Raw genomic sequence first — 25,398 nt, 5'->3', positions numbered from 1 at the left:
GCCAGGCTGGGGAGCCTGGCGGGGCGCTCGTCAGAAGGGCCCGTCGTTCCGTCCGCGCGGAGGCACGACCCGCGCGGGCCGGGTCCCTCAGACCTTCTCCGTCTCGCTGGTGTTCTGCTTGATCGCAGCCTCCAGCTCCTCCTCGGACTGCACGTCGACCTCGTGGCCGTCGAGCGAGATGTTGGGGATCACGCGGTCCATCCAGGCGGGCATCCACCACGCTCTGTCGCCGAGCAGCGTCACGACCGCGGGGGCGATCACGAGCCGCACGAACAGCACGTCGAGCAGGATCGCGAAGCCGAGGCCGACGCCGAACATCTTCGAGGTCGTGTCCGACGTCAGGATGAACGCGAGGAAGACGGACGCCATGATCAGGCCGGCGAAGAGGATCACCTTGCCGATCCGCGCGACGCCGTGCACGACGCTGTCACGCGGGCCGTCGCCGCCCTGGTACGCCTCGCGCACGCGGGAGAGCAGGAAGACGTTGTAGTCCATGCTCAACCCGAACAGGATCGCGAACAGCATCACCGGGAAGAACGAGATGATCGGCACGTCGGACTCCGCGCCGATCACGCTCGCGCCCCAGCCCTTCTGGAAGACGAGCGTCGTGACGCCGAACGCCGCGCCGACCGACAGCAGGTTGAAGACGGCCGAGATCAGCGGGATCCAGAGCGAGCGGAACGCGGCCATCAGCAGCAGCACCGACAGGCCGATCACGATCGCGATGAAGACCGGCAGCCGCGAGGAGACCTTCGCCGAGAAGTCCTGGAAGCTGGCGGTCTGCCCGCCGACGTAGACCTTCAGCTGGGTTCCCGCGACCGCGGCCGGGATCGTCTCGTCGCGCAGCCGGTCGACGAGGTCGGTCGTGCGCTGATCCTGCGGCGCCGTTCTCGGCGTCACGAAGATCGTCGCGATCGCGCCGTCTCTCGACGGCGCCGCCGGCGAGACGCTCTCCACGTCGGGAGCGGCTCTGATGCCGTTCTCGAGTCTCGTCAGGCCGGCTCTGGAGTCCCCGCCTCTCGGCGTCTCGACGGTGACGAACAGCGGCCCGTTGAAGCCGGCGCCGAACGCCGCGGCGAGCTGGTCGTACGCCTTGCGCTGCGTGTTCTTCGCCGGCTGGTTGCCGTCGTCGGGCTGGCCGAGGCGCATGTCGAGCGTCGGGTACGCGAGCGCGAGCATCAGGATGCCGGCGAGCACGATCGAGACGACCGGGCGCTTGGTGACCGTCTCGCCCCAGCGGCTGAGCGCGGCCGACGGCAGCACGTGCTCGGGCTTCTTCGGCTTCAGCCAGCGCTTGAGGCCGCCGATCATCGCCGGCAGCACGAGCAGCGAGGAGAGGACGACGCAGGCGACGCCGATCGCGGCCGCTATGCCGAGCGCGCCGATCAGCGGGATGCCGATCGCGAGCAGGCCGGCGAGCGCGACGATCACGATCACGCCGGCGGCGACGACGGAGGCGCCCGACGTGGCGGCCGACTTCGCCGCCGCGTCCTCGGGCGAGTCGCCCGCGGCGACCTGTTCTCGGTAGCGCCCGATGATCAGGAGCGAGTAGTCGATGCCGGCGCCGAGGCCGAGCATGATCGCGATCGTCGCCGCGAACTCGGGCAGGCCGAGCGGCTTGGCGAGGATCGCGAGCAGCAGCTGCCCCGACATCACGCCGATCAGCGCGCCGATCAGCGTGCCCGCCATCGCCGCGCCGGAGCGGAACAGCAGCGTCAGCAGCACGATCGCGATCGCGACGCCGATCAGCTCGCCGACGGGCGCGTCCTGCTGCGAGGCGAGGTCGGGCACCTGCCCGCGCATCTGCACCTCGACGCCGTCTCTCTGGGCGGCGTCTCTGACGGTCGTCTCGAACTTCTGCGCGTCAGAGGTCTCGAGGTCGGTCGCCTCGACGCTCCAGCGCACGTCGGTCGTCGCGAGACGGCCGTCTCTGGAGGTCTGCGTGAACGGGTCGCCGACCTCGGCGACGTCCTTCAGTCTTCTGACGGCCGTGAGCGCGCTCTCGATCGCGGCTCTCGGGCCCGGGTCGGTGATCGCGCCGTCTCTGACGGTGAAGACGAGCTGCGCGTCGGCGCCGGCGAGCGCCGGCGCGTGGGCGCGGAAGAGGTCGGTCGCCTTCTGCGACTCGGCGCCCGGGATCTTGAAGTCGTCGGCCGCCTTCTGGGCGTTCGCCGAGAGGGCGCCGAGCACGACGAGCACGAGCACCGCAGCGGCGAGACTTCGCTTCCAGTGTTTTGTCAGGGCGCGGGCTATACGCGCGAGGAGTGACGACATTCCGGGCTCCTGAGAGGGTCGGAGAGGAGAGGGGCGCCGCTAGGGCCGGCGGACCGTATCACAGAGCGTGTAAAATTGCAGTGTCTGCAGAATTGCATTGTCCGAAGATGTGCATGTGATGCGAAACGCGGATAGTCTTGATCCCATGAGCGCGTCCGAGAGCGACCGCGAGCAGGAGCTGGCGGACGTCGAGCCGCCGGGCGTGCCGCTGTGCGCGCCGGGCGCGCGGCCGGGTCTGCGGGAGCGCAAGAAGCTCCGCACCTACGAGACGATTGCCGCCGCGGCGCTCGACCTGTTCGACAGACAGGGCTTCCGCGCCACCACGATCGCGCAGATCGCCGACGCCGCCGACGTCTCGCCGCGGACCGTCTCCGCCTACTTCCCGGCGAAGGAGGACCTGCTCTTCCCGCACACCGACGAGATGTTCGGCCTGCTCGCGGAGCGGCTGCGCGACCGGCCCGCCGGCGAGCTCGCGACCGACGCCCTGCGCGGCTGGATCGTCGAGCTGTTCGCGTCCAACTCCGGCAAGCACGAGCACGAGCGCGAGCAGACGCGCCGGCGCGTGATCGAGGCCGACGAGTCGCTGCTCGCCTACGAGCGGCAGCTGCTCGGCAAGGGCGAGCGGGTCTTCGCCGAGGCGATCGCGCGCGACCTCGGCACCGCGGCCGACGACGTCGCCCCGCAGCTGGCGGCGGCCGCCGCCGTCGGCGCGCTGGCGGCGATCGGCCGCTTCCAGGACGAGCAGGCGATCGCCGACCCGGAGGCCCACCGCGACGCGGCGCTGGCGCTCGTCGACCAGGCGATCGTCTTCCTCGGCGGCGGCATCCGCGAGCTGCGCGCGCAGCGCGGCGACCCGCCGCTGCAGCCGGCCTGACATCACTCCTCCAGCAGCGCGGCCGTCTCGCGCGCGATGACAGTCTCCTCGCGCGCGCGGAGGGCCAGGACGGCGATCTTCGCCCCCTCCGGCGTCAGCTCGGCATCCGGCTCGGCCGCCTCGTTGCGGCGCGGGTCGAGCGCGACGCCGAGGTGCGCCAGGCGGGCGGCGACCTGCGTCCGGATCGCGGCCGAGTGCTCGCCGATCCCGGCCGTGAAAACGAGCGCGTCGAGGCCGCCGAGCGAGGTGCTCAGCGCCGCCACCGCGCTTGCGACGCCGCGCACGAAGACGTCGATCGCGAGCTGGGCGCGGGCCGCGTCGTCGTCGCTGGCTGGCACGTCGCCGTCGCGGCCGGCGGCCAACTCCAGCAGCACCCGCAGGTCGGCGCTGCGCTCTGAGATCCCGAGCAGGCCGGAGCGGTGGTTGAGCGCGTCGTCGAGCAGCTCCGGCGTCCGCTCGCCGGTCTGCAGCAGCCGCAGCACGAGGCCCGGGTCGAGCGCGCCGGAGCGGGTCGCCATCGGGATCCCGTCCAGCGGCGTGAAGCCCATCGTCGTGTCGGCCGAGCGGCCGTCGCGGACGGCGCTGACCGAGCAGCCGCTGCCGAGATGGCAGACGATCAGCCGTCGCGTCCGCGCCGAGCCGAGCAGCACGTGCGCCCGCTCGACGCACCAGGAGACGTTGAGGCCGTGGAAGCCGAAGCGGCGGATCCCCTGCTCGCGCGCCCACTCGCCCGGGATCGCGTAGGTCGCGGCGGCGGCGTCGAGCGTGCGGTGGAAGGCGGTGTCGAAGCAGGCGACCTGCGGCAGTGTCGGGAACGCCTCGCGCGCGGCGTCGATCCCCTCCAGCGCGGCGCGGTTGTGCAGCGGCGCCAGCTCGGCCGCCTCCGCGATCCCCGCGCGCACGTCGTCGTCGATCCGCGCGGGCGCCTCGAAGCGGGCGCCGCCGTGGACGACGCGGTGGCCGATCGCGTCGGCCTCGCCGGCGCCGTCGGCCAACGCGGCGCGCAGCACCTCGCCGTGCTTGCCGGGCGTGTCGCCCGGCTCCCAGCGCTCCTCGCCGCTGGCCAGCAGCGCCGCGTCCGGATCGGCCGCGGCGCTGTCGACGAGCGTGTGCTTGAGGCTGGAGGAGCCGGTGTTGACGACCAGCACGCGCACGGGCGGCGACCGCCTCAGCCGGCCGGCGCGGGCGGCACCGGCGTCGGCTCCGGCTCGCTCCAGACCCAGTCGCTGACCTCCGGCATGTCCTCCAGGTGCTCGCGCACGTAGGCGCGGTGGCGCGTCAGCTGCGTCTCGCACCAGCGCTCCAACTCGCCCGCGCCGGCCGGCACGCGGCGGGCGCGGCGGAGCGCGTCGAGCACGAGGTGGTAGCGGCTCATCTCATTCAGCACGACCATGTCGAACGGGGTCGTCGTCGTGCCCTGCTCGGAGAAGCCGTGGACGTGGAAGCGGGCCGCGCCGGGGCGGCCGTGCAGCAGCTGGTGGAGCGCGCGGGCGTAGCCGTGCCAGGCGGTCACGACCTCGGTCTGCTCGCCGAACAGCGCGACGAAGCGGTCGCGGTCGAAGCCGTGCGGGTGGACCTCCGGCGGGCTCAGCGCCATCAGGTCGACGATGTTGACGACGCGCACGCGCAGCTCCGGCACGTACGTGCGCAGCAGCCAGGCGGCCGCGACCGTCTCCTGCGTCGGCACGTCGCCGACGCACAGCAGCACCACGTCGGGCTCGTCGCCGGGACGCTCGCTGCCGGCCCACTCCCAGATGCCGCCGCCGGCGGCGCAGTGGGCGTTGGCGTCGGCCAGCGGCAGGTACTGCAGCTGCGGCTGCTTGTCGATCACGATCAGGTTGACGTAGTCGCGGCTGCGCAGGCAGTGGTCGGCGGTCGACAGCAGGCAGTTGGCGTCCGGCGGCAGGTAGACGCGCACGACGTCGCCGCTCATCGAGATCATCGTGTCGATCAGGCCCGGACCCTGGTGGCTGAAGCCGTTGTGGTCGTTGCGCCAGCAGGTCGAGGTCAGCAGCACGTTGAGCGAGGCGACCGGCGCGCGCCAGTCGAGCCCGCGCGACGCCTCCAGCCACTTGACGTGCTGGACCGCCATCGACGCCGACACCATCGCGAACGCCTCGTAGGTCGCGAACAGGCCGTGGCGGCCGGTCAGCAGGTAGCCCTCCAGCCAGCCCTGGCAGAGGTGCTCGGAGAGGACCTCCATCACGCGCCCGCCGGCGCCGACCGACTCGTCGTCGGGCCGCGCGACCTGCAGCTCGCGGTCGGTCACCTCGAAGACGGCGCCGAGCCGGTTGGAGTTGGTCTCGTCGGGACAGAAGAGGCGGAAGTCGCGGCTCGTCTCGGTGCGCGTGAGGACGTCGCGCAGCAGCTCGCCGAGCTTGCGCGTCGACTCCGCGTGCGTGCTTGCCGGCGCGGTCACCTCGACCGCGTAGGCGCCGTGGTCGGGCAGGTCGAGCGCCTTCAGCAGGCGGCCGCCGTTGGCGTGCGGGGAGGAGCCGATGCGGGCGTCGCCGCTCGGCGCCAGCGCCGCCAGCTCGGGCACCAGCGTGCCGTCGGCGTCGAAGCGCGCCTCCGGTCTGTAGCTGCGCATCCACGCCTCCAGCTGCGCCAGGTGCGCGGGGTTGTCGCGCACGCCGGCGAGCGGCACCTGGTGGGCGCGGAAGGTCCCCTCGACCTTGACGCCGTCGACCTCCTTCGGCCCGCTCCAGCCCTTCGGCGTGCGCAGGATCAGCGCCGGCCAGCGCGGGCCCGCGGCGCCGGCGGCGCCGTTGGTGCCGCTGTGGGCGCCGGCGCGCGCCGCTGCCTGGATCGCGCGGATCGTGTCGTAGGCGCGCTCCAGCTCGGTCGCGAACTGGGCGTGGACGGCGCGCGGGTCGTCGCCGGCGATCTCGACCGGCTCGTAGCCGTGCGCGTGCAGCAGCGCGTGGACGTCCTCGTCGGGGACGCGGCCGAGCACGGTCGGGCCGGAGATCTTCGCCTCGTTGAGGTTGAGGATCGGCAGCACGGCGCCGTCGCTGCGCGGGTCGAGGAAGCGCACGCCCTTCCACGAGCCCTCCAGCGGGCCGGTCTCCGCCTCGCCGTCGCCGACGACGCAGGCGACGATCAGGTCGGGGTTGTCGAAGGCGGCGCCGAAGGCGTGCACGAGCGAGTAGCCCAGCTCGCCGCCTTCGTGGATCGAGCCGGGGACGGGGACGCTGACGTGGCTGGGGATCCCGCCCGGGGTCGAGAACTGGCGCACCAGCCGCAGCAGGCCGTCCTCGTCGCGGCCGACGTCGGGATAGACCTCCGACCAGCTGCCCTCGAGATAGGCGTTGGCGACGATCGCGGGACCGCCGTGACCGGGGCCGGTGATGTTCAGCACCGGCGCGCCGGTGCGGCGGATCAGCCGGTTGAGCTGGGCGTAGACCAGGTTCAACGCGGGCGAGGTGCCCCAATGGCCGAGCAGGCGGGGCTTGACGTGCTCCGCTCTGAGCGGCTCGCGCAGCAGTGGGTTGGCGCGCAGGTAGATCTGGGCGACGGTCAGGTAGTTCGCCGTCTCCCACCAGGCGACGAGGCCGTCGAGCTCTTGGTCGTCCACGGGGCGAGCCTACCCCGGCAGGGGTCAGAGATCGTCATCCTTCACGGGTGAGACACATCGGACGGGCGCCGCGCCACGCCCGCGAGCGCTGCCGCGGCCGCCGCTAGGCTTGCGCGCATGGCCACCGCCGACCTGACGATCCTCGCGCTCGGCCGCGCCGACGCGAGCGCGAGCGAGTACATCGCCGCCGTCCAGCGCAAGCTCGCCGAGCAGGACCGCGTGAGATACGCGATGCACGCGATGGGCACCTCGCTGGAGGGCTCGACCGCCGACATCCTCGCCGTCGTCGGCGAGCTGCACGCGGTCCCGTTCGAGCAGGGCATCCCGCGCGTCTACACGGTCCTCAAGCTCGACGAGCGGCGCGACAAGCCCGCGCAGACGCTGGCCGACAAGGTCGCCTCCGTCGAACGCCGGCTGGCCGACGGCTGAGGCGCCGCGCCCGGTGCCCGCCCCTCGTCGCCGCCATCCCCGCGGCCGTCGCGCCGCGGCGCTGCTCGCGCTCGCCGGCGTCCTCGCCGGCGTCGCGGCGCTGCTCGTCGCCGGGCGCGACCAGCATCCCGCGACGGCGCACGCGCAGGCGCGCCCGGTCGCGACGGTCGCGCTCGCCGGTCCCGGCCCGGCGGCGATCCGCGCCGAGGTCGCGCGCGTCGCATCGCTGCGGGCGCTGCGCGAGCGGCAGGAGCGGAGCGACCCGCACGTCTTCCCGATCCGCGGCAAGCACGACCGCGGCCGCTACGAGACGAACGACTTCGGCGGCGGCCGCGGCCACCGCGGGCAGGACATGTTCGCCGACTGCGGCACGCCGCTCGTCGCCGCGCTCGGCGGCGTCGTCAAGTACGTCGCGAGCGAGGGCGCGGGCGGCAACTACCTCGTCATCACCGGCCGCGACAAGCGCGACTACATCTACATGCACATGGCCGAGCCGGCGCGCTTCAGAGCGGGCGACAAGGTCGCCGACGGCCAGCCGATCGGCCACGTCGGCGACAGCGGCAACGCCGACGGCTGCCATCTCCACTTCGAGCTGTGGACCGCCCCCGGCTGGTACAGCGGCGGCGAGCCGATCGACACGAGAAGGCTGCTCGCCGCCTGGGACGCGGCGCCCTAGTCGTCGTCTTCGCGCGGCGCGGCCGGCACCAGCTCCAGCGGGCTGCCGGCCTCGACGTCGAGGCGGGCGTCCTCGAAGTCGAGGTCGCGCTGGATCCGCCGCAGCACCTCGTCGTTGATGACGCCCTCGTCGCGCAGCCGGATCACCTCCGCGCGCTCGGCCTCGAGCACCTGCCGGCGCAGCACCTGGTAGGCGCGCGAGCGCTGCTCGGGGCCGTCGTCGGCCGCGTCGTCGAGGTGCGAGCGGAAGCGGCGGATGCGGAACTCGTAGGAGGAGCGGAGGCGGTCGGCGCTGTCCTCGCGCACCCACTCCTCGCCGGCCAGCTCGTCGATCCGCGCGATCGCGCTCTTGGCCGCCTTGATCCGCGCCTTCGCCTCCAGCCGGTCGAGCCTGCCGTCGTCCTCGACCCCGCTCCAGCGCAGCAGCGGCGCCAGCGACAGGCCCTGGACGACGATCGTCGTGAAGATCGTCGTGTAGACGAGGAAGACGATCAGGTCGCGGTCGGGGAACGGCGCGCCGCCCTCGACCGTCAGCGGGATCGCGAGCGCGGCCGCCAGCGAGACCGCCCCGCGCATCCCCGTCCACGCCGTCAGCGCGACGAGCGGCAGGCTGTAGCCGGGCGGGTTCCAGCGCGAGTGGCGCGAGATCAGCCGCGGCAGGTAGGCGGTCGCGAAGACCCAGACGAAGCGGGTGGCGACGACCGTCGCGACCGTCAGCGCGCTCCACCAGACGAGGTCGCTGACCGGGTACTGGTCGGCGATCGTCTCGACGATCTGCGGCAGCTGCAGGCCGACGAGCACGAACAGCGCCGCGTTCAGCACGAACGTGAGGATCTCCCAGACCGAGAACGACTGGATCCGCACCTGCGGCGTGATCAGCTGCGGCGAGCGCCAGCCGAGCCAGATCCCGGCGGTGACCGCCGCGAGCACGGCGCTGACGCCGAGCGCCTCGGCCGGCAGGTAGGCGAAGTACGGCGTCATCAGCGAGATCGTGATCTCGGTCGGCGGGTCGTCGACGACGCTGCGCACGCGTGCGACGATCGCGCCGACGAGGATCCCGATCGCGATCCCGGCGGCGGCGCCGACGACGAAGTCGACGCCGGAGCCGAGCAGTGAGAAGGAGCCGGTCAGGACCGCCGCGACCGCCGCCTTGTAGAGGATCAGCGCCGAGGAGTCGTTCAGCAGCGACTCGCCCTCGACGACCGTGACGAAGCGCCGCGGGGCGCCGGCGCGGGCGGCGATCGCGGTCGCGGCGACGGGGTCGGTCGGCGACAGCACCGCGCCGAGCGTGAACGCCGCCGCCCACGACAGGTCGTTGACGAAGGCGTGCGCGACGAGGCCGACGGCGAGCGTCGTGACGACGACCAGGCCGACCGCCAGCAGGCCGATCGGCGCCAGCTCGGCGCGCAGGTCGCGCAGCGAGGAGAAGAAGGCCGCCGAGTACAGCAGCGGCGGCAGGATCACGACCAGCACGAGGTCGGGATCGAGGTCGACGTCCGGCAGGCCCGGCACGAACGCGAGCGCGCCGCCGCCGACGACGAGCAGGATCGGGTACGGGACCCGGCTGTGGTACGCCAGCACCAGCAGCGCCGTCACGCCCGCCAGCACGCCCAGCAGGACGAGGTCGAGCGAGCCGCCGTCAGCAGCGGCGGCGGCGATGGGGAGCGACTGCATCGCTCCCCAGTGTGCCCCGTGCGGCTAGACCGAGACCGGCTGCATCCCCAGCATCTGGCGGAAGGCGGCGGTGTCGTTGAGGTGCGGGAACGGCTCGTCCGGCACGGCGACGCCGAGCCCCTCGCAGAGCGGTCCCCACCCGTCGCTGACCTCGAAGACGACCAGGCGGTCGGCCGGGACCTTCGCCTTGACCTCGGCGACGTGGCGGTCGAAGACCTCGAACGCGTACTGCTTGTCGAGGAATCTGCCGTGGAAGGTGCCGTCCCAGATGATCCCGTTGATCATCTCCAGCACGACGCCGGCCGGCGCGTTCTCGGTGTTGCCGGCCAGCTCGCCGCGGCCCGCCATCTCCTTCGCCTCGTAGATCGTCGTCAGGCAGGAGCGGTGCCAGGCCTCCTTGTCGCGCACGCTCAGCAGCACCTTCGCGTCCGGGAACGCCTCCATGTGCTGCTCCCAGAAGGCGCAGGCGGGCCAGTCGATCGTCGAGCCCCAGCCGTCGAGCGCGGCGACCCAGTCGACCCGTTCGCCGGCCGCGGCCGCCTTCCACGGCGCCGCCAGCGACGGGTCGCGCAGCACGTCGATCATGTGCAGGCAGGGGCCGAAGCCGAGCTGCTCCAGCGCGCCCTTCTGGGACATCGTCCCCGTCCGGCCGTAGCCGGCTCCGATCACCTTCATGCGTTCTCTCCTCGGTTCACCATTGGAGCAGCGCCAGGCCGACCGTCACCCCGGGCCCGATCGTCGCCATCAGCCCGTATTCGCCAGGGCGCTGCGCGCTGCGCTGCGTCAGCTCGTTCAGCACGAAGAAGGCCGACGGCGTGCCGACGTTGCCGTGCTCGGCCAGCACCGCGGCGCTCGCCGCGACGTCGTCGTCGCTCAGGCCGACGCCGGCCTTGATGCCGTCGAGGATCCCGCGCCCGCCGGGGTGGACCGGCCAGTGGTCGATCGCGGCGCGGTCGAGCCCGTGGCGGGCGAGGAAGGCGTCGATCAGGCCGGCGAGCCGGTCGCGCGCGTAGAGCGGCAGCGCCTTGCTCATCTGCACCTGGCTGTCGAGCGCGTTCATCTCCGAGCGCACGTCGGCGAGCGTGCCGGGCAGCTGGTGGACGGCGCTGGCGAGGATGCGCGGGAGCGCGCCGGGCCCCACGCCCGGCGCGCCCACGCTCTCTCCCGCCGTCCCCGGCAGCTCGTCCAGCGCCAGCAGCGCCGCGGCCGCGCCGTCGCCGAACAGCGACGAGCCGATCGTCTTGACCTTCGGATCGTCCGCGCCGACCGGCGTCAGGATCCCCGACATCCACTCGGCCGCGACGACCAGCGCGCGCTGGCCGGGCCGCTCGCGCAGCGCCTGCGCCGCCAGCCGCAGCAGCGGCACCGCGCTCGCGCAGCCGACGCCGACGACGTGGTACTTGTCGACGTCGCTGGCGAGGCCGAGGCTGTCGACCAGCCGGTGCGCGAGCGACGGCGTGCCGAGCGTGCAGAGGCTGGCGGAGACGACGACGCCGATCTCGGCCGGATCGAAGTCGAGCTGCGCGATCGCCTGCTCGGCCAGCTCCTGCGTCCGCCGCTCGGTCTGCGGCGAGCGCGCCTGCAGCGTCTGCGAGACCAGCTCCGGCGTCAGGTCGAGGTGGCGGCGGGTGACGCCGCAGCGGGCGAAGATCGCCTCGGCGAAGTCGTCGCCGGCGAGGCCGAGCAGCTCCAGCATCTGCCGCTGGTCGAGCGTCTGGGCCGGCGCGGCGGTCGCGAGGCCGGCGAGGAAGGGCAGCGGCGGCGCGCTCCGCGGCGACTGCGGCGGCGGGGCGAGAGTGGGGGATCCGGAAGTCATGGTCGGGCCCCGAGTCTGGTCTTCGGTGCGACGCCTCACAAGACGGGGCAGGCCGCAGATCTGCGGTGGGTCGCGGCTACGCAAGCGCGTTCCGTACGGACTACGGAACCGCGGTGGCCGCCGGGCATCCGGGAGTTCCCGCTGGCGTATCGTCCTGACGATCGCCGACGTGGAACTCCCAAGTCAAAGCCCTTTGACCGTGGTATTGGCCGACGACCACGCGGTCGTGCGCAGCGGCCTGCGCCTGCTGCTGGAGTCCGATTCGCAGATCGCCGTCGTCGCCGAGGCCGGCGACATGACCGCCGCCGACGCCGCCGTCCGTTCGCAGCGGCCCGACGTGCTCGTGCTCGACCTGCACATGCCGGGCGAGGCGAGCCTGCCGGCGATCCCGCGCCTGCGAGCCGACTGCCCCGGCACCGCCGTCGTCGTGCTGACGGCCCAGCGCGACCCCTCCTACGCCGGCGAGGCGCTGCGGCTGGGCGCGACCGGCTACGTGCCGAAGGAGGCGGCCGGCCGCTGCCTGCTGGAGGCGATCCGCACCGTCGCCGGCGGCGGCACCTACCTCGAGCCGGAGCTGGGCGCCCGCCTCGCCGCCACGACCGCGGCCGCCGCCGGCGCCGCGCCGGAGCTGACCGCGCGCGAGCTGGAGGTGCTGAGACTGATCGCGCGCGGGCTGACGAACAGGGAGATCGCCGAGCGGCTGTTCCTGTCGGTGCGGACGATCGAGTCCCACCGTGCGCGGATCCAGCGCAAGCTCGGCCGCTCGCGCCGCTCCGACCTGGTCGACTACGCGATCGAGCGCGGGCTGGTCGAGCCGGCCGACCTCAGCTGAGCGGCAGGTCGGCGACGACCTCGGTGCCCTGCGCGGCGCCGCTGGTCAGCGTCAGCTCGCCGTCGAGCAGGTCGACCCGCTCGCGGATCGAGCGCAGGCCGTAGCCGGCCGAGTCGCCGGCGGTGTCGAAGCCGCTGCCGTCGTCGCGCACGCGCACGCGCAGCTGCGCCGCCGGCTGCGTGATCTCGACGGCGATCCTGGTCGCGCCCGCGTGGCGGGCGGCGTTGGAGAGGCACTCCTGCACGATCCGGTAGGCGGTCGTCTCGACCTCAGGCGCGAGCCGCCGCGGCCCGGCGCCGCTGCCGCGCAGCGCGACCGTCGTCTCGATCGCGATCCCGTAGACCGTCTGCACCCGCTCGGCGAGGTCGCGGACGGAGGCCTCCAGCCCCAGCTCGTCGAGCGCGGCCGGGCGCAGGTCGTTGATCAGCCCGCGCAGGTTGTCCATCGCGCCCTCGATCTGGCCCTGCGCGAGCGCGATCCGCTCGCGCATCAGCTCCGGCGACGGCGCCCGCTCGCCGGAGGCGAGCAGCACGTGCAGGGCGGCGAGCGACTGCAGCGTCTCGTCGTGCAGCTCGCGCGCCCAGCGGGCCCGCTCGGCCTCGGCCGCGTGCAGCCGCGCGCGGGCGCGGGTCCGCTCGCTCTCCTCCCGCAGCGAGGCCGCTCTTCTGCGCCGCAGCGTCACGTCGCGCAGCGCGAGCACGAGCGCCGGCCCGGCGACCCCTTCGATCGCGTCGACGATGCGGACGGAGAACTCGACCGGGAACTCGCTGCCGTCGCCGCGCTTGAGCGTCAGTCTGGCGTCGGGGTCGAGCACGCCCTGCGGGATCAGCTCGTCGAAGCGGCGGCCGAGCAGCTCGCGCGCGGGCGCCGCGGCCAGCTCCTCGACGCGCGCGTCGAGCGCGGCGACGCGGCCGTCGCGGTCGAGCACCAGCAGCGGGTCGGGCGCGTGCGCGAAGAGGGCGGCGAGGTCAGCGGCGGTCACGGGCGAGGCGACAGTCTACGAAGGTGCGCGTCGCACCGGCCTACGCTGGTGGTCATGACCGAATACCGCAGCTTCGGCAGAACCGGCGTGTGCGTGAGCCCGCTGACGCTCGGCACGATGATGTTCGGCGCGTGGGGCAACAGCGACCACGACGACTCGATCCGGATCATCCACCGCGCGCTCGACAGCGGCATCAACATCGTCGACACGGCCGACGTCTACGCCGCCGGCGAGAGCGAGATCATCGTCGGCAAGGCGCTCGCCGGCGGGCGCCGCGACGACGTCTTCCTGGCGACGAAGTTCCACGGCTCGATGGGCGACGATCCCAACCGCCGCGGCAACAGCCGCCGCTGGGTCTACAAGGCGGTGCACGAGTCGCTGAGACGCCTGCAGACCGACTGGATCGACCTCTACCAGGTCCATCGCTGGGACCTCGGGACCGACGTCGAGGAGACGCTCGGCGCGCTCGACGACCTCGTCCGCGCCGGCACGATCCGCTACGCCGGCACGTCGACCTGGCCGCTGCAGCGGGTGGTCGAGGCGCAGTGGGCGGCGCGCCGCGACGGCAGCCGCCGCTTCGTCAGCGAGCAGCCGCCGTACTCGCTGCTGGTGCGCAGAATCGAGGGCGACCTGCTGCCCGCCGCGCGCGACTACGGCATCGCGATCCTGCCCTGGAGCCCGCTCGCCGGCGGCTGGCTGAGCGGCCGCTGGCGGCTCGGCCAGGAGGCGCCGACGAGCGGCCGCGCCGCTCGCATCCCCGGCCGCTACGACCTCACCGACCCGGCCAACCAGCGCAAGCTCGAGGCCGCCGACGCGCTCGCGAGACTGGCCGAGGAGGCCGGCCTGAGCCTGATCCAGCTCGCGATCGCCTTCACGATCCGCCACCCCGCCGTCACCTCCGCGATCATCGGCCCGCGCACGATGGAGCAGCTCGAAGACCAGCTCGGCGCTGACGAGCTGAAGCTCACCGACGACCTGCTCGACCGCATCGACGCGATCGTCCCACCCGGCACGACCGTCAACCCCGTCGACGACGGCTGGACCAACCCCGCCCTGGAGCCCGACGCGCGGCGGCGGTAGCCGCTGCAACAGCAGACTGGCGGTGTGTCATAGATAGCTGTGGCACACCGCGTGCTACGCTTCCAAAATGGCTTCTCGCGTCGTTCGCGCTCGTCTCGACGGTCCTTCGGAGCTGAGCCTGGAGCTGCTGATGCGCGAGGGGCTCAACGAGTCGGAGGCCGTTCGCGCCGCGCTGCAGGAGGCGGCCGATCGTCGTCGCCGCCGCTCGGCGCTGCGCGACGAGGCGGCGCGGCTCGCGGCCGATCCGGTCGACCGCGCGGCGATCGCGCGCGTCGCGGTCGACATGGACGAGATCGCCGCGGACTGGCCGGAGTGACGTGGTTCGCGGCGAGATCTACCGCGTCCGGCTGCCGGCGAGCGGCAGGCGCGAGCAGCACGGCGCCCGCTATGCGGTGATCGTCCAGGCGGACGAGCTGCTCGGCCTCTCGACCGCGCTCGTGGCGCCGACCTCGCGCAGCGCCCGCGCGGCGACCTTCCGGCCCGAGATCGAGGTCGACGGCGAGCCGACGCGGATCCTCGTCGAGCAGCTGCGCGCGGTCGACGTGCAGCGCCTCGACGCGCTTGCCGGCCGGCTCGACGCCGCCGAGCAGAACGCCGTCGACGACGCGCTCGAACTGGTGCTGGCGCTGCGGTAGCGCCGCGCCTACCGCACGTCGACCCAGCTGCCCGTCAGGACCGGGCGGACGCCTTCGATCGTGGCGCGCTGGAAGCGGGTGCGTTCGACGCCGCGGGCGGAGAGGTCGAGGTGGAGGATGCCGGTGCGGACGGTCTCGGCGCGGTGGGAGGCGAAGACGAAGTTGCCGAGGCTGTACGCGACCACCTTGCGGCCGCCGGCGCTGGTGCGGATCGGCTGGAGGACGTGGGGGTGGCCGCCGATGACGGCGTCGGCGCCGCTCGCCAGGGCGGTGGCGGCGAGCGCCGACTCCTGCGGGTTCTCGACCGGGTCCAGCTCGATGCCCCAGTGGAAGGTCGCGACGACGACGTCGGCGACTCTGCGGGCGGCGCTGACGCTGGCGCGGACGTTCGCGGCCGAGGCGAACGTGTTGCCGGGATGGGTCGGGGTCGCCCAGAACTCGGGCGGGAGGATGCTGGAGAAGCCGACGAAGGCGATCTTCAGCCCCAGCCGCTCGACCACGCGCGGCTCCATCGCGGCGCTCAGCGAGCCGCCGGCGCCGACCGGCACCAGGCCCAGTCTGCGCGACCAGTCGATCGTGTCGAGCAGCGCGGTCGTGCCGTAGTCGCCGACGTGGTTGTTCGCCAGGTTGACGACGTCGATCCCGGCGTACGCTCTCATCGCCTTCAGCGCCGCCGGGCTGCCGCGGAAGCGGTACTGCTTCTCGACTGGCGCGCCGCGCGTGGAGATCGCGCACTCCAGGTTCGCGAACGCCACGTCGGCCTTGCGCAGCGACGGAGCGACGCTCGACCACGGGTAGTTCAACCCTTGAGCCGCCATCACGCCCGCGGTCGCGTCGCCGAGGTTGACGTCGCCGACGGCGGCGAGCGTCACCGGCCGCGTGCGCACGACCAGCTCTCTCGATCTGCGGCCGTCGGGCGCGAGCGCGCGCAGGCGGTAGCCGCCGCGGACCGTCTCCGGCTCGATCGCGCGCGCGTAGCGGCCGCGCGCGTCGGCGCGGATCCCGGCCAGGTCGCGCCAGCCGCCGTCGAGCTTGACCTGCACCTGGATCCGTCTGCGCGCGCCGGCGCCCTGCCCGCTCAGCTCGATCGCGACGCCGGGAGCGAGCAGCGCGGGCGCTCTGAAGACGAGCGCGGGCGGCTTCGGCGCGGCGGGCTCGACGGGCTGGGGCGGGGGAGGGGTGGCGGCCATGAGGCGCTGAAGCGTCGCAGGTCGGGCGGCGACGACGCGGCGTGGCCGCGCACGCTCCGGCGGCCGCTAGGCGGAGGGCGTCTTGCTCGGCTCGTCGAGGCTGCTGACCTCGACGCCGGTCGCGCGCAGCGTCTCCAGCTGCGGGCCGCCGAGGCCCTCGGTCACGACCGAGGTCAGCTCCCTCACGTGCGCGATCGCGTTCTGACCGCGAACGCTCAGCTTCGAACCGTCGACGAGCAGGATCGTCTCCTGCGACTGGGCGATCATCGACCGCTTCAGCTCGGCTTCCAGCTCGTCGGCGTCGGTCATCACGCCGCCGGGCGTGAGGCCCTTGACGGACATGAACATCTTGTCGGCGAAGTGGCCGCGGATCGTCTCGACCGCGTAGGGGCCGACGAACGAGCCGGTCAGCCGCCGCAGCGTGCCGCCGACCGCGACGAGGTGGATCGGCGGGCTCTCGACGCCGGCGATCAGGTCCATGATCGGCAGGCTGTTCGTGATGATCGTGACGGCGAGGCCGCGATCGACGATCCGCTGTGCGAGGAAGTACGCGGTCGAGCTGGAGTCGAGCACGATCGTCTCCTCCGCCTGCACCATCGCGACGGCGGCGTCGGCAAGCCTGCCCTTCGCCTCCGCGGCGAGGTTGACGCGCTTGGCGAACGAGTCCTCCTTCGCCGACATCGACGGCAGCACGGCTCCGCCGTGGGTGCGGCGCGCGACGCCCTGCTTCTCCAGCGCCATCAGGTCGCGACGGGCGGTCATCGGCGAGACGCCGAAGCGGTTCTCGACCTCGGTGACGCTCACGGCCCCCGTCGACCGCAGCAGCTCGGCGATCGCAAAGCGACGCGCCTCTGCGAGCAGCGGACGACCCGATGAGCTTTCAGCAGCGATGACGCACCTTCCTCCAAGCTGACGAACACGAACGAACGGATCCGACCGCGTCACGCTATCAAGCGGTGCGGACCGGCGGCGGCGGTAGCGTTCACACGCCATGGGGAGCCATCGGGCGGATTTCACGCGCAACGAGCGCAGCATTCTCGACGCCGCCGCGCGCGTGCTCGCCGACGCGCCGGCGGCCGGGATGGGCGAGATAGCGGCCGACGCCGGGCTCGGGCGGGCGACCCTCTACCGCCACTTCCCGACCCGTGAGGGGCTGATCGAAGGGCTGCGGCGGGAGGCGTTCGACGCGATCGCGGAGGTGATCGCGGCGACCGCGGCGACGCCGCCGGAGGGTCGCGTCGAGCGGCTCTGCGAGCAGCTGATCGAGGTCGGGGCGCGCTGGCGGCTGGTCTTCGGCAAGCCGCTCGACGAACGGCACGCGGAGGAGGTCAGACGCCGCTTCGACCGGCCGATCTGCGAGCTGCTGAGACAGGCGCAGGCGCGCGGGGAGCTGACCGCCGAGCTGACGCCGGCGGCGATGCTGATCGTGCTCGGCGGCGCGATCACGGCGATCCTGACCGAGATCGCCGCCGGCCGCATGACCGTCGTCGCCGGTCAGCGGCTGCTGGTGCGCTCGTTCCTCGGCGGCTGCGCGCAGCCGGCGCCCGCGCCCGCCTGACTCAGGAGACGCCGCCGCGCCACTTGCGCTCGAACGGCAGCCGCCAGCGGTGCGGCGCGATCAGCCTGTTCTGCGACTCCGGGCCCCACGAGCCCTGCGCGTAGGTCTCCAGCGCCGGCGGGTTCTCCAGCAGCGGCGCCGACACCTCCCACAGCCGCTCGATGCCGTCGGCGGTCGTGAAGAGCGTGTGGTCGCCCATCATCGCGTCGTGGATGAGGCGCTCGTACGCCTCCAGCACGTCGTGGCCGTAGCTGGTCTCGTCGAGCGAGAACTGCATGCTCGCCTTCTCCAGCCGCATCCCCGGCCCCGGCCGCTTGCCGTAGAAGGAGAGCGAGACGCGCGAGGCCTCGTCGAGGTCGAAGGTCATGTGGTCGGGCCCGTACTGGCCGACGCCGGAGCCGCGCGGGAACATCGCCTGCGGCGGCTCGTGGTAGGCGATCGAGATGATCCGGCCGCTCTCGGCCATCCGCTTGCCGGTGCGCAGGTAGAACGGCACGCCCGACCAGCGCCAGTTGTCGATCTCGGCCCGCAGCGCGACGAACGTCTCCGTCTCGGAGTCGTGCGCGACGCCTCTCTCGTCGCGGTAGCCGGCGTACTGGCCGCGCACGACGTCGGCCGGGTCCAGCGGCTTCATCGAGCGGAAGACCTTGTTCTTCTCCTCCGTGATCGCGCGCGGCTCGAGCGCCGTCGGCGGCTCCATCGCGACGAACGCGAGCACCTGGAAGAGGTGGGTGACGACCATGTCGCGGTAGGCGCCGGTCGCCTCGTAGAAGGAGCCGCGCATCCCGATCGAGAGCGTCTCCGGCACCTCGATCAGCACGTGGTCGATGTGCTGGCGATTCCAGATCGGCTCGAACAGGCCGTTGGCGAAGCGCAGCGCGAGGATGTTCTGCGCCGCCTCCTTCCCGAGGAAGTGGTCGATGCGGTAGACCTGCTTCTCCCTGAAGACCTCGTGGACGGCGGCGTTGAGCGACTGCGCGCTGGCGAGGTCGGTGCCGAACGGCTTCTCCATCACGATCCGCGCGTCGCGCGCGAGGCCGGCGTCGCCGAGCGACTGCACGACCGCCATCGCCGCTCTCGGCGGCACCGACAGGTAGTGCAGCAGCAGCGCGCCGTCCTCCATCTCCGCGCGCGCGGCGTGGACGGCGGCGTGAAGCGCGCCCGGACCGCCGCTGCCGGAGACGTAGCGCAGGCGTCTCGCGAACGCCTCCCACGACTGCTCGTAGACGTGCGTCCGCGAGAACTCGTCGATCGCGGACCGCGCCAGCCTGCGGAAGCCGTCCTCGTCGAGGTCGTCGAGCGAGGTGCCGACGATGCGGAAGTCGACCGGCATCAAGCCGGCCTGGAAGAGGCGCAGGAGACCCGGCAGCAGCTTGCGTCTGGCCAAGTCGCCGGTGGCGCCGAACAGGACGATCACGTGGGGCTTCGGATTCATGCCACGCAGAAGTGTGCCCTGTCGACCGGCCGACTGGTTTGTCCATCGGGTGAAGGCGTCTGACGTTCGGCCCGCCGCCGGGCGACCTGCGGCCGATGGCGGCGCCGCGAGCCGGCCGTAGCGTCGCTGCCTCCTGCGTTCCGACCGAGGAGGTCCCGTGTCCAGCCCGCCCTTTCCCTCGCCGCGCCTGACGGGCGTCTGCCTGATCGTCGCCTCGCTGCTGCTGCAGGCCGGCTACCTCGTCACCCCGTGGGAGGACGAGGCGACAACGCTCTCCTACCACGCCGCGCTCGCCGGCCATCCCGACCAGGCGATGATCGCCGCGACGCTGCTGCGCTTCGGCTGGGTCGCGTGGGCGCCGGCCGCCTTCGGGATCGTCGCGCTGCTGCGACCGCGCGGCGGCTGGCTGCTGGCGATCGGCGGCACGCTCGCGATCGTCGGCACCGTCTCGATGCCCGGTCTGCTCGTGACCGACTTCTACGACCTCGCGCTGGCGCAGGAGCTGCCGGCGGGCACCGCGGCGCAGGTCTCCGACGCGGCGACCGACCACCCGCTGCTGATCGCCTTCCAGCTGCCGGCCGTCGCCGGCTGCATCCTCGGCACGACGCTGCTGTTCTTCGCACTGTGGCGCGCCCGCGTGATCGCGCTGTGGGTGCCGCTGCTGGTGCTCGGCGGCTGGGTGGTGACGTTCGCGCTGCCGCTGTCGCTGCTCTCGTTCGCCGTCGGCGGCGGCCTCTCGATGGTCGGCGGGATCGTCGCCGGCGTGCGGATCATGCGGGCGACGGGGAGCGACGTTCGGGGGACTGCGACGCCACTTCCGGCAGAGGCCGCGACGGCGGTCGCGGCTTAGGTTCGTTCGATGCGACGAAACTCTGCGAAACGGCTTGCGCTGGCGCTGCCGCTCGTGCTCGGCGCGCTGCTCGGCGGCGCCGGCAGCGCGGCGGCCGGGCAGCTCACGAAGGAGGGCGACACGTGGGTCTTCCGCTCCGCCCCCGGCGAGGACAACGACTTCCGCGTCGCGCTCGACGAGGAGAGAGCGGGCGGCGGCTACCTGCGCTTCGGCGACCGCTACGACCTCGCCGGCGCCGTGCCGGACGACTGCTACCAGCTCGACTTCGAGAGCAACGACCGCCAGACGCTGCGCTGCAAGTTCGCCAACGTCCGCGCGGAGCTGGGCGACAACAGCCCGACGTGGGTGGAATGGGGCATCGTCAGCGAGGACCTCCCCGCCAACCTCCAGATCACGATCGACGGCGGCCCCGGCGTCGACAGACTGACCGGCCCGCTGCGCGGGGCCGGCGTGACGCTGCTCGGCGGCGAGGGCAACGACGAGCTGCGCGGTGGCGACATGAACGACGTGCTCGACGGCGGCCCCGGCAACGACAGACTCGACGGCTCGGGCGGCAACGACACGGTCCGCGGCGGGGAGGGTGACGACGACCTGGCCGGCGACGGCGTGACGCGCGGCAGCGACACGATCGACGGCGGCCCCGGCATCGACCGCATCAGCAGCGACTGGATCCAGAACGACCGCGGCAACGGCCGCCTGCAGATCTCGCTCGACGGCGTCGCCAACGACGGCCACCCGGGCGAGAACGACAACGTCGTCAACGTCGAGCGGTTCGAGCTGTTCCAGCCGACGGCGTTCGCCGCCGGCGGCGACGGCGCCTACGTCAAGCTGCTGAACACGAGCGCCGACCCCTCCTCGCTGATCGGCGGCCCCGGGCCCGACACGCTGATCTCCTACGACGCCGCCGACACGATCGACGGCAAGGGCGGCGACGACGTGATCGAGGGCGGCTACGGCGACGACGTGATCACGGGCGGCCCCGGCCGCGACCAGATCAACGCCGACGCCGGCCCGCAGTCGTGCAACTTCCTCGTCTGCCGCATCGGCGCGGGCAACGACACCGTCAACGTGCGCGACGGCGAGGTCGACAGCGTCGTCTGCGGGCCCGGCAACGACACGGTGGTCGCCGACGCCAACGACACGGTCGCCGCCGACTGCGAGACGGTCGACCGCGCGGGCGGGGGCGGGACGCCGCCGGACAGAAGAGACGGCAGAACGCCGCCGAGACCGAGATCGAGACCGAGACCGAGATCGGGCCGCGCGTGCGTCGTCCCGAAGCTGAAGGCCGGCAGCAGCTGGGCGGCGGCGAAGAAGGCGCTGGCGAAGAAGGGCTGCGCGGCGACGTCGAAGCGGGTGCGCTCGGCGAAGGTCCGCAAGGGCCGCGTCGTGAAGCTGTCGCACAAGGCCGGCGCGCGGCTGAAGGCGAGAGCGAAGGTGACCGTCTACCTCTCGCGCGGGAGGCGCTGACCGCGGCGATGCGCGGCCGCCTCCGGCCAACAGACCTGCTGCTGGCGCTCGGCCTGCTCCTGCTGGGGCAGGCCGAGGTCGTGCTGCGCGGCGTCCCCGGCGACGCGACGGCGGCGCACGCGCTGTGGGCGGTCGCGGCGCTGGCGACGCTCCGCCGCCGGTTCCACCCGTTGGCGTTCTTCGCGTGGGCGCTCGCCGTCGCGACCACGACGATCGTCTTCGACCTCTCGCCGGTCGCGGGCGCGCTGCCGTCGCTCTACATGCCGCTCGCGCTCTACGGCCTCGGCGCCTACGCGCCGACGATGCGGCAGGCGCAGCTGACGGCGGCCGGCGGTTTGCTGGCGCTGATGGCGCTGCGAACCGTGCTCGACGCGACCGGCGCGCTCGGCGACCGGATGGCCGACGAGATCCTGCGCGAGCTGGGGATCTTCGTCCCGGCGGCGGCCGGCGGCGTCGCGCTGCGCGACCGCGGCGAGGCGCTCGCGTCGGCGCGGCGGCGGGCCGAGGCGGCGGCGCGCGACGGCGGCGCGGTCGAGCTGGCGTTGGGCGACGAGCGGCGCCGGATCGCGCGCGAGCTGCACGCGGTCGCGACCGGCTGCGTGCGCGCCGTGCTCGACGAGGTCGCGACCGCGCGCTCGTCGCTGGCGCGCGCCTCCGGCGCCGCCGAGGCCGCGCTGCTGCGCGCCCGCACCGCCAGCCAGCAGGCGATGGCGGAGATGCGGCGGATGCTCGTGCTGCTGCGCGGCAGCGAGCCGGCGCGGCGGCCCGACGCCGCCGACGTGCCGGCGTCGCTGCGGGAGCTCGGTGCGCGCGGCGGCACCGTGCTCGTCGACGGTCGCGCGGCGGGCGGCCGCGCGGCGCCGGAGGCGGCCGACCTGCCGCTGCCCGCCGTCGCGATGCGGGTGCTGGTCGCGCTCGCGGAGCTGCCCGGCTGCGAGCGGCTCGCGGTCGCGCGCGACGGCGGCCTCGTGCGCGCGAGCGCACGGCTGGCGCGCGTGCCCGACCCCGTCGTCGTCGGTGCGCTCGGGGAGCGCGCGCGCCTGGCCGGCGGGCGGCTGCGGCACGGCCGGCTGCTGTGGCGCAGGCGGCTGACGGTCGTGCTGCCGGCGCGCGCCGGCGGGCCGCTGCCGCGCAGCTCGCCGCAGCAGCTGCTGGGCCGCGTGCCGTGGCTGCGGGCGCAGGGGATCCCGCTGCTGATCTTCGCGCTGGAGGCGACCGAGGCGCTGCTGACGGCCGGCAGGCCGGCCGCGTTCTACGGTGCCGCGCCGCTGCCGGTCAGACTCGCGGGCGCGACCGCGCTGGCGCTCGCGTTCGTGCCGCGGCGGCGCTGGCCGCTGCTGAGCGTGCTGGCGGTCGTCGCGATCTGCATGCTGCGCACGGTCGTCTTCGACGACGCCTTCGGGCTCAACCCGCCGCTCTACCTCGCCGCCTTCGTCGCCGGCGCCTACGTGCGGCCGCTGTGGCTGGCGGCGCTGGGCGCGGCCGCCTGCGTCGCGGGCGGCTTCCTCACGGTCGTGCTCGCGTTCGACTGGAACTGGGAGCTGTACCCGCCGAACATGCTGCTGTTCTTCGCGACGATGGTGACGGCCGCGTGGGCGACCGGCGTCGGCGGCCGGCGGCGGCTGGCGCAGGCCGACGAGCTGCGCGCGCTCAGCAGCGTCGAGGAGCGGCGCCAGGGGCGGGCGATCGAGCGCGCGGTCGAGGCCGAGCGGCTGCGCGTCGCGCGCGAGCTGCACGACCTCGTCGGCCACGGGCTGACCTCGATCACGCTCCAGTGCGCGGTCGCGGCGCAGCAGCTCGAGAGCGCCCCGCGTCAGGCCGCGGCGGCGATCGCAGCGGTCGAGGAGGTCGGCGCGGAGGTGCTGCGCGAGCTGCACCAGCTGCTGGCGGCGCTCGACGGCAGCGCCGCGCCCGCGGCGCCGGAGCTGGCGCGGCTGCGCGAGCTGGCGCGACGGGCCGGCGCCCACGGCCTCGACGTGCGGCTGGAGCTGGCCGGCGACCTCGCGAGCGTCCCCGCCGGCCATGCCGGCGCCGCCTACCGGATCGTCCAGGAGGCGCTCACGAACGCGCGCAAGCACGGCGGCGCGGGGCCGGTCGGCGCGCGCGTCGCGCGTGAGCGCGGCCGGCTCGCGATCGAGGTCCGCAATTCGCTCGCGTCGCCCGTCGCACTCGCCGACGCCGCGCCCGCGGCGGCCCTCCCGCTCACCGCCTCGCCCGCGACAGCCGCCGGCAGCGGCCTCGGCCTCGCCGGCATGCGCGAGCGGGTGCGCGTCTACGACGGCTGGCTGACCGCCGGCCCCGACGACGCCGGCGACTGGCTGGTGCGGGCGGAGCTGCCGCTGCCGGCCTGAGCGCGGCCTCGCTCAGACGATCTCGGCGGCCGAGCCCAGCTCGACGAGGCCGCTCTCGTAGGCGGCGACGACGATCTGGGTGCGGTTGCGGAGGCCGAGCTTGGAGAGGATCGCGGTCACGTGCGTCTTGACCGTGCCCTCGCCGAGGAACAGCGTCGCGGCGATCTCGGCGTTCGTCATCCCGCGCGCGACCAGCCTCGCGACGTCCAGCTCGCGCGGCGTCAGCTCGGCGAGCCGGCCGGTCAGCGCCGCGTCGGGCGCGGGCCGCTGCACGTAGTGCTCGATCAGCTGGCGGGTGACGGCGGGGGAGAGCAGCGCGTCACCGGCGGCGACGGTGCGGACGGCGCCGATCAGCGAGTCGGGCGCGGTGTCCTTCAGCAGGAAGCCGGCGGCGCCGGCGCGCAGCGCCTCGTGGACGTACTCGTCGAGGTGGAAGGTGGTGACGACGAGCACGCGCACGCCCGGCATCCGCTGCTGCAGCCGGCGGGTCGCCTCGATCCCGTCGACGCCGGGCATGCGGATGTCCATCACGGCGACGTCGGGCGAGGTTCTGATCGCCTCCTCGACGGCCGCGGCGCCGTCGGCGGCCTCGCCGACGACGCGGATGCCGGGGTCCGCTTCGAGGATCATCTTCATGCCGCCGCGGACGAGCGCCATGTCGTCTGCGACGACGACTCGGATCATCGTCCCATCGTCGCGGGTCCGCGCCCGCGGCGCAATGGGACGAAAGTGATAGCCGTCAGGCGGCGGCCGGCGCGCGCAGCGGCGCGAGCGCGGCCTGCAGGTGGTCCAGCTCGCCGAGGATCGCGTTCGCCGACTGGTCCATCAGCTCGTTCGCCTGCAGCCGGCCCTCGTCGTCGATCAGTCTGCTGACGAAGGGGATCGTGACTGCGTCGGGGATGACTGTCATCCGCAGCGCGACGAGCGCCTGCTTGATCGCCGTCGCGGCCCGCAGGCCGGCCGAGATGCCGCCGTAGGAGACGAGCGCGACCGGCTTGTGCTGCCACTCGACGTGGAGGTAGTCGAGCGCGTTCTTCAGCGGCGCCGTGAAGGTGTGGTTGTACTCCGGCATCACGAACACGAAGGCGTCGGCGGCGGCGACCCGCTCGCTCCAGGCGATCGTGTGCGCGTGCTCGTACTTGCGCAGGCGCGGATGGTTGGGCTCGTCCATGAACGGCAGGCCGATCTCGGCCAGGTCGGCGAGGTCGATCTCCCAGCCGCCGTGACGCTCGGCATGGTCGTTGAACCACTCGGCGACGGGCAGGCCGACGCGGCCGGGGCGGGTCGAGGCGACGACGATCATCAGTCGGGGCATGCGGGCATCGGTCCTTCTCGGTGGGAGGGTCAGGCGGGGACGGGGATCCACTCGTGCGACCAGGCGGCGAGCGCGTCGACGACCGGTGCCAGCGCGGCGCCCTTGGCGGTCAGGTGGTACTCGACGCGCACCGGCGCGCTCGACAGCACGCGCCGCTCGAGGATCTGCTCGCGTTCGAGCATCCGCAGCCGCGCCGCGAGCATCGTGTCGCTGACGCCGGGGATCGCGGCCTTGACGTCGGCGTAGCGGTGCTGCCCGTCGAGCACGGCGCGCAGGATCGCGCCGTTCCAGCGCGCGCCGATCAGCTCGACGGCGGTGTGGAAGCGGGGGCAGATCGCCTTGACGTCGGTCATCAACAGCTAAGGATAGCGGAGTAGCTAAGAA

At 73.5% G+C, this 25,398-nt stretch carries 24 protein-coding genes; 11 read left to right on the top strand and 13 right to left on the bottom strand.

Going from position 1 to position 25,398, the window contains the following annotated elements:
- Nucleotides 1-87: 87 nt before the first annotated feature.
- Nucleotides 88-2,205, bottom strand: coding sequence for an MMPL family transporter (locus tag Q7L73_RS11035; protein WP_304692263.1), 2,118 nt, complete (start codon nucleotides 2,203-2,205; stop codon nucleotides 88-90).
- A gap of 214 nt (nucleotides 2,206-2,419) precedes the next feature.
- On the opposite strand from Q7L73_RS11035, the gene Q7L73_RS11030 reads away from it, so the two are divergent.
- A complete protein-coding gene (locus Q7L73_RS11030) occupies nucleotides 2,420-3,148 on the top strand; it encodes a TetR/AcrR family transcriptional regulator (RefSeq protein ID WP_304692261.1) in 729 nt (242 codons plus the stop codon).
- 2 nt (nucleotides 3,149-3,150) lie between these two features.
- Here the strand turns inward: Q7L73_RS11030 and Q7L73_RS11025 are convergent, their stop codons facing one another.
- Complete coding sequence (locus tag Q7L73_RS11025) at nucleotides 3,151-4,302, bottom strand: acetate/propionate family kinase (protein WP_304692259.1); 1,152 nt, start codon at nucleotides 4,300-4,302, stop codon at nucleotides 3,151-3,153.
- Between the two features lie 14 nt (nucleotides 4,303-4,316).
- Nucleotides 4,317-6,725 (bottom strand): phosphoketolase, encoded by a 2,409-nt coding sequence (locus Q7L73_RS11020; protein ID WP_304692257.1) that lies wholly within the window; start codon nucleotides 6,723-6,725, stop codon nucleotides 4,317-4,319.
- A 117-nt stretch (nucleotides 6,726-6,842) separates the two neighbouring features.
- Here Q7L73_RS11020 and Q7L73_RS11015 point away from each other — a divergent pair, with 117 nt between their 5' ends.
- Together Q7L73_RS11015 and Q7L73_RS11010 are read left to right on the top strand one after the other, a co-directional pair.
- A complete protein-coding gene (locus tag Q7L73_RS11015; RefSeq protein WP_304692255.1) occupies nucleotides 6,843-7,154 on the top strand; it encodes an MTH1187 family thiamine-binding protein in 312 nt (103 codons plus the stop codon).
- 13 nt (nucleotides 7,155-7,167) lie between these two features.
- Entirely contained in the window at nucleotides 7,168-7,830 is a 663-nt protein-coding gene (locus Q7L73_RS11010; protein WP_304692253.1) for a M23 family metallopeptidase, read from the top strand.
- Here the strand turns inward: Q7L73_RS11010 and Q7L73_RS11005 are convergent.
- The 3 genes from Q7L73_RS11005 to Q7L73_RS10995 are packed head-to-tail and all read right to left on the bottom strand — an operon-like array spanning nucleotide 7,827 to nucleotide 11,319.
- A complete protein-coding gene (locus tag Q7L73_RS11005) occupies nucleotides 7,827-9,503 on the bottom strand; it encodes a Na+/H+ antiporter (protein ID WP_304692251.1) in 1,677 nt (558 codons plus the stop codon). The genes Q7L73_RS11010 and Q7L73_RS11005 overlap by 4 nt on opposite strands.
- A gap of 24 nt (nucleotides 9,504-9,527) precedes the next feature.
- Complete coding sequence (locus Q7L73_RS11000; protein WP_304692249.1) at nucleotides 9,528-10,178, bottom strand: sulfotransferase family protein; 651 nt, start codon at nucleotides 10,176-10,178, stop codon at nucleotides 9,528-9,530.
- 16 nt (nucleotides 10,179-10,194) lie between these two features.
- Nucleotides 10,195-11,319 carry a 3-oxoacyl-[acyl-carrier-protein] synthase III C-terminal domain-containing protein gene (locus Q7L73_RS10995; protein ID WP_304692247.1) on the bottom strand — a complete coding sequence of 375 codons (1,125 nt, stop codon included), beginning with the start codon at nucleotides 11,317-11,319 and terminating at the stop codon, nucleotides 10,195-10,197.
- Nucleotides 11,320-11,518: 199 nt separating this feature from the next.
- Between Q7L73_RS10995 and Q7L73_RS10990 the strand changes: the two genes are divergently transcribed.
- The gene (locus Q7L73_RS10990; RefSeq protein WP_304692246.1) at nucleotides 11,519-12,151 is read left to right on the top strand and encodes a response regulator transcription factor; all 633 of its coding nucleotides are present in this window, start codon (nucleotides 11,519-11,521) and stop codon (nucleotides 12,149-12,151) included.
- Here the strand turns inward: Q7L73_RS10990 and Q7L73_RS10985 are convergent.
- On the bottom strand, nucleotides 12,144-13,133 hold the full coding sequence (locus tag Q7L73_RS10985; protein ID WP_304692245.1) for an ATP-binding protein: 990 nt from the start codon (nucleotides 13,131-13,133) through the stop codon (nucleotides 12,144-12,146). The genes Q7L73_RS10990 and Q7L73_RS10985 overlap by 8 nt on opposite strands.
- 54 nt (nucleotides 13,134-13,187) lie before the next feature.
- Between Q7L73_RS10985 and Q7L73_RS10980 the strand changes: the two genes are divergently transcribed.
- The 3 genes from Q7L73_RS10980 (at nucleotide 13,188) to Q7L73_RS10970 (ending at nucleotide 14,848) form a co-directional block, all read left to right on the top strand.
- On the top strand, nucleotides 13,188-14,213 hold the full coding sequence (locus Q7L73_RS10980; protein ID WP_304692244.1) for an aldo/keto reductase: 1,026 nt from the start codon (nucleotides 13,188-13,190) through the stop codon (nucleotides 14,211-14,213).
- Between the two features lie 67 nt (nucleotides 14,214-14,280).
- Nucleotides 14,281-14,529, top strand: a complete 249-nt coding sequence (locus Q7L73_RS10975; protein ID WP_304692243.1) for a hypothetical protein — start codon at nucleotides 14,281-14,283, stop codon at nucleotides 14,527-14,529.
- Between the two features lies 1 nt (nucleotide 14,530).
- Nucleotides 14,531-14,848 carry a type II toxin-antitoxin system PemK/MazF family toxin gene (locus Q7L73_RS10970; RefSeq protein ID WP_304692241.1) on the top strand — a complete coding sequence of 106 codons (318 nt, stop codon included), beginning with the start codon at nucleotides 14,531-14,533 and terminating at the stop codon, nucleotides 14,846-14,848.
- An 8-nt stretch (nucleotides 14,849-14,856) separates the two neighbouring features.
- On the opposite strand, the gene Q7L73_RS10965 is transcribed toward Q7L73_RS10970, so the two are convergent.
- Nucleotides 14,857-16,038 carry a CapA family protein gene (locus Q7L73_RS10965; RefSeq protein ID WP_304692239.1) on the bottom strand — a complete coding sequence of 394 codons (1,182 nt, stop codon included), beginning with the start codon at nucleotides 16,036-16,038 and terminating at the stop codon, nucleotides 14,857-14,859.
- A gap of 66 nt (nucleotides 16,039-16,104) precedes the next feature.
- Nucleotides 16,105-16,983: a DeoR/GlpR family DNA-binding transcription regulator gene (locus Q7L73_RS10960; RefSeq protein ID WP_304692237.1), complete on the bottom strand. Its 879-nt coding sequence runs from the start codon at nucleotides 16,981-16,983 to the stop codon at nucleotides 16,105-16,107.
- 46 nt (nucleotides 16,984-17,029) lie between these two features.
- Between Q7L73_RS10960 and Q7L73_RS10955 the strand changes: the two genes are divergently transcribed.
- Entirely contained in the window at nucleotides 17,030-17,596 is a 567-nt protein-coding gene (locus tag Q7L73_RS10955) for a TetR/AcrR family transcriptional regulator (RefSeq protein WP_304692235.1), read from the top strand.
- A 1-nt stretch (nucleotide 17,597) separates the two neighbouring features.
- On the opposite strand, the gene zwf is transcribed toward Q7L73_RS10955, so the two are convergent.
- Nucleotides 17,598-19,031 (bottom strand): glucose-6-phosphate dehydrogenase, encoded by a 1,434-nt coding sequence (gene zwf, locus Q7L73_RS10950; RefSeq protein WP_304692233.1) that lies wholly within the window; start codon nucleotides 19,029-19,031, stop codon nucleotides 17,598-17,600.
- A gap of 157 nt (nucleotides 19,032-19,188) precedes the next feature.
- Here zwf and Q7L73_RS10945 point away from each other — a divergent pair, with 157 nt between their 5' ends.
- The 3 genes from Q7L73_RS10945 to Q7L73_RS10935 are packed head-to-tail and all read left to right on the top strand — an operon-like array spanning nucleotide 19,189 to nucleotide 23,699.
- Nucleotides 19,189-19,881 (top strand): hypothetical protein, encoded by a 693-nt coding sequence (locus Q7L73_RS10945; protein ID WP_304692231.1) that lies wholly within the window; start codon nucleotides 19,189-19,191, stop codon nucleotides 19,879-19,881.
- Between the two features lie 9 nt (nucleotides 19,882-19,890).
- Entirely contained in the window at nucleotides 19,891-21,348 is a 1,458-nt protein-coding gene (locus Q7L73_RS10940; RefSeq protein ID WP_304692229.1) for a calcium-binding protein, read from the top strand.
- A gap of 8 nt (nucleotides 21,349-21,356) precedes the next feature.
- Complete coding sequence (locus Q7L73_RS10935; protein WP_304715548.1) at nucleotides 21,357-23,699, top strand: histidine kinase; 2,343 nt, start codon at nucleotides 21,357-21,359, stop codon at nucleotides 23,697-23,699.
- A 12-nt stretch (nucleotides 23,700-23,711) separates the two neighbouring features.
- Here the strand turns inward: Q7L73_RS10935 and Q7L73_RS10930 are convergent, their stop codons facing one another.
- The 3 genes from Q7L73_RS10930 to Q7L73_RS10920 are packed head-to-tail and all read right to left on the bottom strand — an operon-like array spanning nucleotide 23,712 to nucleotide 25,367.
- The gene (locus Q7L73_RS10930; RefSeq protein ID WP_304693106.1) at nucleotides 23,712-24,383 is read right to left on the bottom strand and encodes a response regulator transcription factor; all 672 of its coding nucleotides are present in this window, start codon (nucleotides 24,381-24,383) and stop codon (nucleotides 23,712-23,714) included.
- A gap of 55 nt (nucleotides 24,384-24,438) precedes the next feature.
- Entirely contained in the window at nucleotides 24,439-25,014 is a 576-nt protein-coding gene (locus Q7L73_RS10925; RefSeq protein WP_304693108.1) for an NADPH-dependent FMN reductase, read from the bottom strand.
- A gap of 29 nt (nucleotides 25,015-25,043) precedes the next feature.
- Complete coding sequence (locus Q7L73_RS10920; protein ID WP_304693109.1) at nucleotides 25,044-25,367, bottom strand: helix-turn-helix domain-containing protein; 324 nt, start codon at nucleotides 25,365-25,367, stop codon at nucleotides 25,044-25,046.
- Nucleotides 25,368-25,398: the final 31 nt, after the last annotated feature.

Origin of the sequence: Conexibacter sp. CPCC 205762, assembly GCF_030646155.1 — a bacterium.
Classification (GTDB): Bacteria; Actinomycetota; Thermoleophilia; order Solirubrobacterales; family Solirubrobacteraceae; genus Conexibacter.
This window is presented reverse-complemented; position numbering and strand designations above follow the sequence as displayed.